Annotated in this window: 4 protein-coding genes, 20 tRNA genes, 1 rRNA gene and 2 pseudogenes; 1 reads left to right on the top strand and 26 read right to left on the bottom strand. The window is 47.7% G+C overall.

The features are described from left to right. Positions 1–57 precede the first annotated feature (57 nt). Positions 58–813, top strand: coding sequence for a TraR/DksA C4-type zinc finger protein (locus tag H7F26_RS00650; RefSeq protein WP_009329433.1), 756 nt, complete (start codon positions 58–60; stop codon positions 811–813). Positions 814–846: 33 nt separating this feature from the next. On the opposite strand, the pseudogene H7F26_RS00655 reads toward H7F26_RS00650, so the two are convergent. From H7F26_RS00655 to rrf, 26 genes and pseudogenes are all read right to left on the bottom strand, one after another. Beyond that, positions 847–3,241 (bottom strand): annotated as a pseudogene (locus H7F26_RS00655) (glycogen/starch/alpha-glucan phosphorylase). After that, positions 3,228–4,681 (bottom strand): annotated as a pseudogene (gene glgA, locus H7F26_RS00660) (glycogen synthase GlgA). The pseudogenes H7F26_RS00655 and glgA overlap by 14 nt, the downstream one beginning before the upstream one ends. Beyond that, entirely contained in the window at positions 4,678–5,706 is a 1,029-nt protein-coding gene (locus H7F26_RS00665) for a GlgC family sugar phosphate nucleotidyltransferase (protein WP_017474684.1), read from the bottom strand. Before H7F26_RS00665 ends, glgA begins: the two are co-directional and overlap by 4 nt. Positions 5,707–5,732: 26 nt before the next feature. Continuing rightward, positions 5,733–6,872: a glucose-1-phosphate adenylyltransferase gene (locus H7F26_RS00670; RefSeq protein WP_017474685.1), complete on the bottom strand. Its 1,140-nt coding sequence runs from the start codon at positions 6,870–6,872 to the stop codon at positions 5,733–5,735. Beyond that, entirely contained in the window at positions 6,869–8,752 is a 1,884-nt protein-coding gene (gene glgB, locus H7F26_RS00675) for a 1,4-alpha-glucan branching enzyme (RefSeq protein ID WP_017474686.1), read from the bottom strand. Before glgB ends, H7F26_RS00670 begins: the two co-directional genes overlap by 4 nt. Before the next feature lie 184 nt (positions 8,753–8,936). Further along, a tRNA-Glu gene (locus H7F26_RS00680) sits at positions 8,937–9,008 on the bottom strand. A 12-nt stretch (positions 9,009–9,020) separates the two neighbouring features. Further along, positions 9,021–9,111: transfer RNA gene (locus H7F26_RS00685), tRNA-Ser, on the bottom strand. A 1-nt stretch (position 9,112) separates the two neighbouring features. Next, positions 9,113–9,187 (bottom strand) — tRNA-Asn (locus tag H7F26_RS00690). A gap of 6 nt (positions 9,188–9,193) precedes the next feature. Further along, a tRNA-Ile gene (locus H7F26_RS00695) sits at positions 9,194–9,270 on the bottom strand. A gap of 12 nt (positions 9,271–9,282) precedes the next feature. Then, a tRNA-Gly gene (locus H7F26_RS00700) sits at positions 9,283–9,356 on the bottom strand. Positions 9,357–9,364: 8 nt separating this feature from the next. Next, positions 9,365–9,440 (bottom strand) — tRNA-His (locus H7F26_RS00705). Positions 9,441–9,462: 22 nt separating this feature from the next. Continuing rightward, positions 9,463–9,538, bottom strand: a tRNA-Phe gene (locus H7F26_RS00710). 11 nt (positions 9,539–9,549) lie between these two features. Then, positions 9,550–9,626 (bottom strand) — tRNA-Asp (locus H7F26_RS00715). A gap of 44 nt (positions 9,627–9,670) precedes the next feature. Then, positions 9,671–9,747, bottom strand: a tRNA-Met gene (locus H7F26_RS00720). A 24-nt stretch (positions 9,748–9,771) separates the two neighbouring features. Continuing rightward, positions 9,772–9,864 (bottom strand) — tRNA-Ser (locus tag H7F26_RS00725). A 7-nt stretch (positions 9,865–9,871) separates the two neighbouring features. Continuing rightward, positions 9,872–9,948, bottom strand: a tRNA-Ile gene (locus H7F26_RS00730). Positions 9,949–9,953: 5 nt separating this feature from the next. After that, positions 9,954–10,027, bottom strand: a tRNA-Met gene (locus tag H7F26_RS00735). Positions 10,028–10,052: 25 nt separating this feature from the next. Continuing rightward, positions 10,053–10,125, bottom strand: a tRNA-Ala gene (locus H7F26_RS00740). 6 nt (positions 10,126–10,131) lie between these two features. Further along, positions 10,132–10,208: transfer RNA gene (locus H7F26_RS00745), tRNA-Pro, on the bottom strand. Between the two features lie 8 nt (positions 10,209–10,216). Further along, positions 10,217–10,293 (bottom strand) — tRNA-Arg (locus H7F26_RS00750). A gap of 11 nt (positions 10,294–10,304) precedes the next feature. Further along, positions 10,305–10,376 (bottom strand) — tRNA-Gly (locus tag H7F26_RS00755). A 15-nt stretch (positions 10,377–10,391) separates the two neighbouring features. Continuing rightward, positions 10,392–10,476: transfer RNA gene (locus tag H7F26_RS00760), tRNA-Leu, on the bottom strand. Between the two features lie 7 nt (positions 10,477–10,483). Further along, positions 10,484–10,559, bottom strand: a tRNA-Lys gene (locus H7F26_RS00765). Between the two features lie 81 nt (positions 10,560–10,640). Next, positions 10,641–10,716 (bottom strand) — tRNA-Thr (locus H7F26_RS00770). A gap of 15 nt (positions 10,717–10,731) precedes the next feature. Beyond that, positions 10,732–10,807: transfer RNA gene (locus tag H7F26_RS00775), tRNA-Val, on the bottom strand. Between the two features lie 726 nt (positions 10,808–11,533). Further along, a 5S ribosomal RNA gene (gene rrf / locus H7F26_RS00780) occupies positions 11,534–11,649 on the bottom strand. Between the last annotated feature and the right edge of the window lie 67 nt (positions 11,650–11,716).

The raw sequence follows: 11,716 nt of genomic DNA on the forward strand, positions 1-11,716 counted from the left end.
TGTTTGAATTCGTTCATACTAAAAACGCGAGCACTTTAAAGAAACGAGGCGATGCATGTGCTAACAAAAGAACAGTTGACAAAACTCGAAAATGAACTGAAAGCCGGAAAAGAACAGATCATCAGCCGCTTTAAAGAAAACGGACATTTTGGCATCGATGCGACGCACCCGTTCAACTCGACGGGCGATCTTTCGGCTTATGACAATCATCCAGGAGATGAAGGTACAGAACTGTACGAACGCGAAAAAGACCTTGCCCTTTTTGAACATGAAAGAGAGCATTTACACGATATCGAACATGCTTTAGCCATGATCGAAAAAGGAACATACGGCCGCTGTGAAGTATGCGGAAAGGACATCCCGTATGAAAGGCTGTCCGTACTTCCAACCGCAACGACGTGCAGTGAACATTCGTCAACCGTCTCCGTTTCAAAAGATCGGCCGATTGAGGAAGAAGTGCTGAACCCGCCGTTTGGACATTTTGAACAAGACGAGGACGATGAAAATGTCGCATACGATTCAGAGGACGCTTACCAGGATGTCGAACGCTACGGCAATTCGGAAACGCCTCAAGATCTGGCCGTTCCGCCTCTGTCATACAGCCAGATGTACATGGAGTATGAAGAGCCGCTCGGATATGTGGAAGATTACGAAAACTATGCCGCAACAGACATTACCGGAAAAGATGTTACCGTCTATCCGACGAAAGAACACGAAAAATATGAAGACCTGCTTGATGAAGAAGGCATCATGACCTCTTTCGGCGATCTCCCGGCTTATGAAAAGGATCCTTATACTGAAGACGACGACTAAGCCCCTGACCAGCGGGGCTTAGTGTTTTTAAATTCAATGCTGGTACGGCTTAATTTCCCAAATGTCGTCCGCATACTCCCGGATGGTGCGGTCGCTTGAAAAATATCCGGCATGCGCGATGTTTGTGACGGCTTTTTCAGCCCAAAGACGCTTATTCAAGTAGTCTTTTTGAATCCGCTCCTGCGCTACAATATAAGAAGCAAAATCTTTTAAAACAAAGTATTCATCATTATAAGCGATCAGCGAGTCATAAATCGGCTCAAATTCGCCGGCTTCTCCTTCGAAAAAACCATTGATCAGCTGATCGGCCGTTTGTCTGATCCTTGCATCATGCTGATAGTATTCCCTTGACAGATAGCCGCCTTTTTCCGCGTAGTCCAGCACTTCATCCGCCTTTAAACCGAACGTGTAGATACACTCTGTCCCCACCCTCTCAAGCATTTCAATATTGGCGCCGTCATGCGTGCCGATCGTCAAAGCCCCATTAATCATGAACTTCATGTTCCCTGTTCCGGAGGCTTCTTTGCTGGCCGCAGATATTTGCTCGCTGACATCTGACGCCGGAAAAATACGCTCGGCGGTTGATACCCGGTAATTTTCCAGAAAGATCACATTGATCGAATGTCTGACATCCGGATCATGATTGATTTTATCTGCGACTGAATGGATCAGCTTGATGACCTTTTTGGCATAATGATAAGTCGGCGATGCCTTCGCTCCGAAAATAAAGGTTTGCGGATAAATGGCAAAGCCTTTGTCTTCCTTCAGCCTGTTGTACAAATACATGATATGGAGCACATTTAAAAGCTGGCGCTTATAAGCGTGGAGACGCTTGACTTGAACATCGAAGATGCTGTCAGGGTTGACGGCGAAGCCGACGCTGCCTTTCATCATGTCTGCCAAAAGCTGCTTTCGTTCCCTTTTAATGCGCTGAAACGACTCGAGAAACACGGAATCGTTCGCAAATGGACGAAGATCCAGAAGGCTTTCCGGATCTTTCAGCCACCTGTCTCCTATCGCTTCAGTAATCAAGTTCGCAAGCGGCGGATTTGCCTTTAACAGCCACCTTCTATGTGAGATGCCGTTCGTTTTATTATTGAATTTAAAAGGGAAAACGGAATAAAAGTCGTTCATTTCCCTCTCTTTTAATATGGTCGAATGAATGTTGGCGACACCGTTAACACTGTAGCTGCCGACAATCGCCAAGTGGGCCATTTTCACTTCGCCGTGGGCGATGACGGCAAGCTTTTCGATCCTTTCCCATTCACCCGGGTATTTTTCCCACAGCCAGCCGCAAAACCGCTCATTGATCTCCTCAATGATCATATAAATTCTCGGCAGAAGCGGTTTAATTAAATCGATCCTCCATTTTTCCAGCGCTTCGGCAAGCGTCGTATGATTCGTATATGAGATCGTATGTACGGTAACATGCCACGCTTCATCCCACGTCATTTTTTCTTCGTCAAGCAAAATTCTCATCAATTCCGGCACCGCCAAAGCGGGATGGGTGTCATTGATATGGATCGCGACTTTTTGGTGAAAATCATGGAGTGACGGGTGATTTATAACGTTTCACAATGCTTTGCAGGCTTGCCGATACTAAAAAATATTGCTGTTTCAAACGGAGAATCTTGCCTTCGTCATGCGTGTCATCCGGATACAGGCATTCAGATACAGCTTCTGTCTCGCGCTTATACTTCAAAATATTCGGTTCATGATGGAGCGAGCAAGGCTCCGCATTCCACAGCCGAAGGGTATTGACCGTCTCGGTCTCATAGCCGATGATCGGAATGTCGTAAGGCACGGCTGTCATCACTTCCGCATCTTCCTGCCAAAAGCGGAGGCGCCCTCCTTCCTGCGCCATCTTGACCCGTCCGCCGAAACGAACACAAACAGCCTGATCGGCGTTGCGGATTTCCCACACGTACCCATGTTTGAGCCATTGTTCAGGCAGTTCGACTTGATGACCGTCAACGATTTTTTGTTCGAAAAAGCCATGCTTGTAGCGAATCCCCATCCCATGCCCGGGAAGGTCGAGCGAAGCCAGTGAATCCAAAAAACACGCCGCGAGCCTGCCTAATCCGCCATTGCCAAGGCCTGCATCCATTTCGGCCTCTTCGATGTCTTCAAGACAAATGCCAAGCTCTGAAAGACCTTCTTGGACAACTTCACGGACGCCGAGGTTGAGCAGGTTTTGGCCGAGCAGTCTGCCCAGAAGAAATTCAATCGATAAATAATACGTCTGTTTATTTTGGTTGGAGCGGCTCCTTTCATTGGTCCCGATCCAGTTAGCGCTGATATGTTCCCTGACCATGATGCCGAGCGTCTGATACTGGTCAAGCGTTGAAGAGTCCCGAAAGCTTTTTCCGCACAACCGTTCAACACGTTTCAAAAAGCATTGTTTAAAGCTTTCTTTACTTGAGAACATGCGCTTCCCCCTTTATCTCCCGGCTGTATAACCGCTGATACTGACGGGCTGACAAAGCCCAGCTGACATCATGTGTCATCGCTTTTTGAACGATCCTGCCCCACTCTTCTTTCCTGTGATAAAATGACAGTGCTCTTTTGATCGTATGCTTCATATCATGGGCGTTAAAATGGGCGAACGTAAAACCGTTGCCTTCACCGGTTGTTTCCCGGTAAGCGGTCACCGTATCATGAAGCCCGCCTGTTCCCTGACAACCGGCACCGCGCCGTACCTGAGGGCAATCAGCTGTCCAAGACCGCACGGCTCGAATTTTGAAGGCATCAGGAAAAGATCGCTCGCGGCATAAATCTTGCGGCTGAGCGGTTCATTAAAACCGATATACGCCTTGCACCTGTCCGGAAAAGCATGCTCCATATAACGGAAATAATTTTCGTATTCCGCTTCCCCGGTTCCTAAAACGAGCAGCTGCATGTCTTCTTCTTGAAACAGTTCATGCAATACCCGCTTGATCAAATCGATGCCTTTTTGCTTCGTCAGCCTTGTCACCATGCTGATGAGCGGAATGTCTTCATTCACCGGCAGACCGAATGTCTTCTGGATCACAGCTTTATTTTTCCGTTTTCCGTCACGGTTGACGGCATCGTAATGATAATCGATGTGAGGGTCATTTAAAGGGTCGTACAGCACATCGTCAATCCCGTTTAAAATGCCGGTCAGCACATCCTTCTTGTCTGCCAGAACTCCTTCAAGCCGTTCGCCGTAGTATGGAGTCAACATTTCATCGCAGTACGTCGGACTGACCGTTGTCACCTGATCAGCGGCAATAATGCCGCCTTTCATATAATTGATGTGTCCATAAAACTCGAGCTTTTCCGTTGTGAAGTGGGAAATGTCAAGGCCGAGCAAGTCATGGACCGCTTCCTTCGGAAAAATTCCCTGAAATTGAAGGTTATGAATGGTGAATACGCTTTTCATGCGCTGATAGAACGGTTTTTTTCGATATTCCTCTTTTAATACATAATTGATCATCCCTGCGTGCCAATCATGGGTATGGATGACATCAGCATCAAAATTCAGCGCGTATAATGCTTCCAAAACGGCCCGCGAGAAAAAAGCAAACCGCTCTCCATCATCATAATGGCCGTAGAGGGAATCCCGGTTAAAATAATACTCATGATCTAGAAAATAATAAGAAATTCCGTCATGTTCAAGGTGTTCAATGCCGCAGAACTGCCTGCGCCAACCGACGCGAACTTCGCATTCAGCCGTTTTAACCATCCTTCTTCTGAAATCTTCCGCAATCAAGCTGTATTTCGGCATCATGACAGCCGTTTCTATTCCTAAAAGGGCGAGCTCTTTCGGGAGCGCCCCGGCGACATCGGCGAGCCCGCCTGATTTAACAAACGGCACACATTCAGAGACAGCGAATAAGACTTTCAAGAGTTCATCAGCGCTCCTTGTACGGCTCCTTTTTTTATTATGAAAGGGAGACTCATTGTGCCGGACATTTCGATATGATGGCCGATTTTGACATCCTTGTCGCAGATGACGTGCTCCAGCCGGCAGTTTTCCCCGATCCTTGTTTTTTGCATAATAACGCTGTTTTTGATGATCGTTCCTTTTCCTACGTGAACTCCTCTGAACAAAACCGAATTTTCAACCTCGCCTTCAATTACGCAGCCGTTAGCGATAATCGATTGCTTTACCCTGCTGTTTTTAGCGTATTTTACAGGTGGATCGTTTTTTATTTTTGTGTAGACAGGCTGGCTCATATGAAAGACTTGCTCCCGAAACACAGGCTGGATGAGGTTCAAACTATGAAAAAGGTAGCTTTCGGGAGAGTCGATCACGGCGGTATACCCTGAATGCTCATAGCTGTTGACGGATAGCGAACCACGCTCTTTCCGGCAGACTTCCTCAAAAGATTGCGCTCCTCCGGCGCAATGCCCTTCAGCCATCTCCCTCAACAGACTTTTCTTCGTAATATACAAGCCTAAAGGCTTTCCTTCTTGACAAACTTCAGTCAGATCACACCCGGATTCAAGGTGCTGTTTGAGCACTTCTTGAAAAGGTATGTGACAGACCGTATAGCTGTTTGCCACAGCAGCATATGGCTGAGTGCTTCTTTGAAAATAATCGAGATGCTCCGCAAATTGCCGAAACGAACCAAGCCCGACGTGCTCATCATGGGGAATCGAAGACGGAAGAAAGAAAAGACCGTCCCTTTTCCTGTTTAAATCCCACTCTTTTCCCGATCCTAAATGATCCATCAAGGAACGATACGGAGACTTGGAAAATACAGCGACACTCCGAATGCCTGCATGAACCATGCCTGACAACGCAAAATCGATCAGCCGGTACCTTCCTGCAAACGGCACGGCTCCGATCGAACGGCCGGCCGTTAAATCCTGAAGAGAGTGCTGGTTAACAGCTGCATCAATAATTCCCAGCATTTGATTATTCATTGGCACCATCCGCCTCTCCGTGTTGTTTAAACAACCTTATGTTTTTTGACATATTCCTCTGTGATCAGCAGGACTTCGCCATCTTCCCCCTTCGCGCGAAAACCGTCCGGAATTCGTATTCCTGCCGATGCAATAGCATTTTCGATCTCAACATGCTCTCCAATTGAAACGTCATGCATCACGACTGAACGTTTGATCGCGGAATGTCTGCCGATTGCAACGCGCTGAAAGATAACCGAACGGGTGACAGCCCCATATACGGCGCACCCTTCGCTGATGAGCGATTCTTTGATGTCCGCCTGCTCGGCAACAAACTGCGGCGGTAGGTTCGGGGCGACGGAATAAATCCGCCAGTTCCGTTCGAACAGGTCAAGCAGAGGATGATCTCCAAGCAGATCCATATTAGCTTCCCATAAACTTCTGACCGTACCGACATCCTTCCAGTACCCTTTAAACGGATAAGCGTTCAGCTTCTTTTTTTCTTCGAGAAGAGCCGGTATGATATCTTTACCGAAATCGTGGCTTGAGCCGGATTTTTTTTCATCGCGTTCCAACGCCTTTTCAAGCACGCTCCATTTGAAAACGTAGACACCCATCGATGCCAAGTTGCTCTTCGGATATTTCGGCTTTTCCTCGAAGCTTGTAATCTCCATCTTGTCATTGGTATGAAGGATACCGAAACGGCCGGCTTCTGCCCAGCTCACTTCGATGACGGCAATGGTGGCATCAGCCTGTTTCTCCGCGTGGTATTCGAGCATTTTTCCGTAATCCATTTTGTAGATATGATCTCCTGATAGGATGAGTACATGTTCAGGCTGAAGCTCTTTTAAAAAATGGCGGTTTTCATAAATCGCGCTTGCCGTTCCTTTGTACCACTTCACTTCCGACGCTTCCGCATAAGGGGACAAAATGGAGACCCCGCCGTCATTGCGGTCAAGATCCCATGGCTCGCCGATGCCGATATATGAGTTTAATAAAAGCGGTTGGTATTGAGTCAGCACACCGACATGATGAATTCCCGAGTTGGCGCAGTTGCTGAGGGCAAAATCAATGATTCTGTACTTGCCGCCAAATGGAACGGCCGGTTTTGCGAGGTTTTTCGTTAAGGCATTCAGCCTGCTTCCCTTGCCGCCAGCCAAAAGCATAGCCACACATTGTTCTTTCATCCCTTTTTCGCTCCTCTCTTTTTGACTGCTCTGAAAACCGCAGCTCCCAGCGGAGGGACTGTCATGCTGATGCTGTATGGTTTGCCGTGCAGAACGCCTTTTCTTGCCTGAAGGCGTTTTGGGTTGATTTGGTGTGAACCTCCGTATTTTGCATCATCGCTGTTAAGCACTTCGATATATTCGGTTTGAAAAGGGACGCCGACCCGATATTCGTGATAAACGGAAGGCGTAAAATTGCAGACGATAATCAGCGCTTCACCGGGCTGTTTTCCATAGCGGATAAACGATACAATCGACTGTTCCGCATTGTTGACGTCAATCCACTCGAATCCTTGCTGCCGATGATCATTTTCATACAGAATACGGCTTTTTTTGTAGAGGTGAAGAGCCTCCTTTGTAAACATCCGGGCCTTGCGGTGCATGTCAAAATCGTCCAAGAACCAATCGAGCTCTTCTTCGTCTTTCCATTCATCAAATTGAGCAAACTCACCGCCCATAAAGAGAAGTTTTTTTCCCGGGTGCAGCGTAAAATAACTGATCAGCAGGCGGTACTGGGCGAATTTCTGCCAGTAATCGCCGGGCATCTTATGAAGCAGAGACTTTTTGCCGTATACCACTTCATCGTGGGAGAACGGCAGGATGTAGTTTTCTGAGTAGGCATATATTAAGGAGAATGAAACAAGATGATGCAGGTGTTTTCTTTGTTCTGGGGAAGCTTCCATATAGGTTAATACATCGTTCATCCAACCCATATTCCACTTATAATTAAACCCGAGACCGCCTGCATAGGTCGGATGCGTCACAAGCGGCCAGTCTGTGGAGTCCTCAGCAATCATTAAAAAGTGGGGATCTTTTGCAAAAACCTGTTCATTTAAAGTTTGAATAAATTCGACGGCAAAGCCGTTCGCTTCAGGCTGAGGACGGTTTGGCCAATACAGGAGGTTTGCAACTGCATCGACTCGAAATCCATCTATATGATACATCTCGATCCAATACAACGCATTCGAGATTAAAAAACTGCGAACTTCTCGTTTTCCGAGGTCAAAATTGGCGGTCCCCCATTCCCAATTTTCCCTGTCATGCTCGTGTGTATATTCATACAGCGGCATACCGTCAAACAAATACAAGCCGTGGTCATCTTTGCAGAAATGGCCGGGAACCCAATCCATAATGACGCCGATCTCATGCTGATGGCACTGGTCGATAAAATACATCAAGTCACGCGGTTCGCCATATCTGCTCGTCGGACTGTAGTACCCCGTTGTCTGATAGCCCCATGAACGGTCAAACGGGTGCTCTGTCAACGGCATCAGCTCGATATGTGTGAATCCGTGTTCTTTGACGTAAGGAATGACTGTTTCGCTCAGTTCCCGGTATGTGAAAAAACGCCCATCCGCTTTCTTTTTCCATGAACCGACATGAAGCTCGTAGATGGAAATCGGTTTTTCATACACAGCTTTTTGCTGCTTTTTCTTTTGCCACTTTCGGTCGCCCCATGGGTATCCGGCCAATTGATAAGTGATCGATGCCGTTTTCGGCCTGACTTCAGAAAAAAAAGCATAAGGATCGGCCTTCAATTTTGTTTCATTTGCGGCTGTGATCATTTCATATTTATACAGCTCCCCTTCTCCGATGCCGGGGATAAACAGTTCCCATATGCCTTCCTGATGACGCTTCTCCATTTGATGCAGGGCACCGGACCAGCCGTTAAACGTTCCGGCGATTCGAACTTCCTTCGCATTCGGGGCCCAAACACAGAACCGAAAACCTTGGCGGCCGTCCTGTTCCATCTGATGAGCGCCGAAAAATCTGTAGCATTCATAAAGCCGACCTTCATGAAAGAGATGCACTTTAATATCCGAGGCACTCACATCAGCCATTGATTTCATCCTTTCTGCCACTATATTTAAAGATTACTCTTTTATTCGCATAATATGGCTTGATCCCTTACGTGAAAGCGCTTCTTTTTATTGACAAAGTTCAACAATATCCTTTTTGAACATTGACTGAAGTCATACAGGCATAAAAAAACTCCGCATCATAATGATGCAGAGTTTAACATGATGACCCGTACGGGATTCGAACCCGTGTTACCGCCGTGAAAGGGCGGTGTCTTAACCACTTGACCAACGGGCCTTATTGAAAAAATGGCGGAGAAGGAGGGATTTGAACCCTCGCGCCGCTTACGCGACCTACACCCTTAGCAGGGGCGCCTCTTCAGCCACTTGAGTACTTCTCCATGGCTCCGCAGGCAGGATTCGAACCTGCGACCGATCGGTTAACAGCCGATAGCTCTACCACTGAGCTACTGCGGAATATCATGGTGGGCCTGAATGGACTCGAACCATCGACCTCACGCTTATCAGGCGTGCGCTCTAACCAGCTGAACTACAGGCCCATGATATGCAAATGGAGCGGGTGATGGGAATCGAACCCACGACATCAGCTTGGAAGGCTGAGGTTTTACCACTAAACTACACCCGCATTTCGCATGGGGCGGTTGATGGGAATCGAACCCACGAATGCCAGAGCCACAATCTGGTGCGTTAACCACTTCGCCACAACCGCCGCAATATATAAAATTGTAAAATGGTGGCTCGGGACGGAATCGAACCGCCGACACACGGATTTTCAGTCCGTTGCTCTACCAACTGAGCTACCGAGCCTTTATTTAAAATGGCGGTCCGGACGGGACTCGAACCCGCGACCTCCTGCGTGACAGGCAGGCATTCTAACCAACTGAACTACCGGACCATTTTGATTGCACCTTTCGGGGACTTCTCATTTAATGAGTAAATTGGTTGCGGGGGCAGGATTTGAACCTGCGACCTTCGGGTTATGAGCCCGACGAGCTACCGAACTGCTCCACCCCGCGATGATCAAAATAATGAAAGATATATGGCGGAGGAAGAGGGATTCGAACCCCCGCGGGCTTTGACACCCCTGTCGGTTTTCAAGACCGATCCCTTCAGCCAGACTTGGGTATTCCTCCGTAACAATGGTGGACCTTGTAGGACTCGAACCTACGACCGGACGGTTATGAGCCGTCTGCTCTAACCAACTGAGCTAAAGGTCCTTTAATAGCGGCGGAGGGAATCGAACCCCCGACCTCACGGGTATGAACCGTACGCTCTAGCCAGCTGAGCTACACCGCCATGGTGAATATTAAAGATAACAAAGTGGAGCCTAGCGGGATCGAACCGCTGACCTCCTGCGTGCAAAGCAGGCGCTCTCCCAGCTGAGCTAAGGCCCCAAATAATGGTCGGGAAGACAGGATTCGAACCTGCGACCCCATGGTCCCAAACCATGTGCTCTACCAAGCTGAGCTACTTCCCGTTATATAATGGCGCGCCCGAGAGGAGTCGAACCCCTAACCTTTTGATCCGTAGTCAAACGCTCTATCCAATTGAGCTACGGGCGCATAGATGATCAAGCGGAAGACGGGATTCGAACCCGCGACCCCCACCTTGGCAAGGTGGTGTTCTACCACTGAACTACTTCCGCAAAATAGATTGGCAATGCGGATGAAGGGACTTGAACCCCCACGTCTTTAAAAGACACTAGAGCCTGATTCTAGCGCGTCTGCCAATTCCGCCACATCCGCATGAAAATGGTGAGCCATGAAGGACTCGAACCTTCGACCCTCTGATTAAAAGTCAGATGCTCTACCAACTGAGCTAATGGCTCCAATACTGCAATGAAAGCTGAAGACTTTTTCGAAAGCTATCTGTCTTTTTTTAGCAACTTTTATATTGTATCATAAAATCGTGGTGCCGGCAAGAGGACTTGAACCCCCAACCTACTGATTACGATTCAGTTGCTCTACCAATTGAGCTACACCGGCCCATTCCAATATGAATGGTGGAGGATGACGGGATCGAACCGCCGACCCTCTGCTTGTAAGGCAGATGCTCTCCCAGCTGAGCTAATCCTCCTCGTCAGTTGTTGGAGTAACTCTCGATCTGACAAGGACTATTATATACGGGAATACACCCATTTGTAAAGGCTATATTAAAAAAATTTTATTTTCAGTTTATTCTATCACAACAGACGAATATGCATACTTCGTTCCGCTTAATCCGTATATTGCATCAAAAGCTTCAGAGCAACATTTATCCCTATGTACTGCTTATAAAATAGATTCTTCAGACGATCCGTGAATTCCTGTCTTGTTCCCATGGCAAATTTGTATTCGAATTGATTTCTCAAAACAATTTTAAGTCCTTTTCGAACGATAAGCAATGTAATTGGCTTCTCGACTCTCTCTATCCCAACTCTTAATAGCCAAGCGACGTGTTTTGAAAATGAGTGTTGTGCGGCTCAAAATATATGCATTCATTTGTCAATCCTCCAGCTACCTCAATCCCTCGAAATCCATTTGCCGGAACATGGCAGCATCCACTCTTCTATTTGCATGAGTTTTACTCCCTGGCTTCACTGATTTTATGCATGCCAACGTGCTTATTGGCTTCACTCCGCTTTAAAATTTGGATTTGAACACCCAGAACACGGGCCAGAGAAGATGAAGGCAGCTTGCCTATTCTTCACACTGTTTCGCGGAGCCTGAAGGGTTGAAATCGTCTATGCACTCCTTCCCTTCCGGTATATACAATCGAACAGCCGTAAAAAAGACCAGCTTATATAAGCTGGTCTTCTTAAGCGCTTGGCGGCGTCCTACTCTCACAGGGGGAAGCCCCCAACTACCATCGGCGCTGAAGAGCTTAACTTCCGTGTTCGGCATGGGAACGGGTGTGACCTCTTCGCTATCGCCACCAAACTATGCCTTCAGGACGAAGGTACTGGGCGTTCCTCACAGGATGTGAGGGCCTTTAGCCGAGTTTCCT

The organism is Bacillus sp. PAMC28748 (assembly GCF_014250415.1).
Taxonomy (GTDB): domain Bacteria; phylum Bacillota; class Bacilli; order Bacillales; family Bacillaceae; genus Bacillus; species Bacillus licheniformis.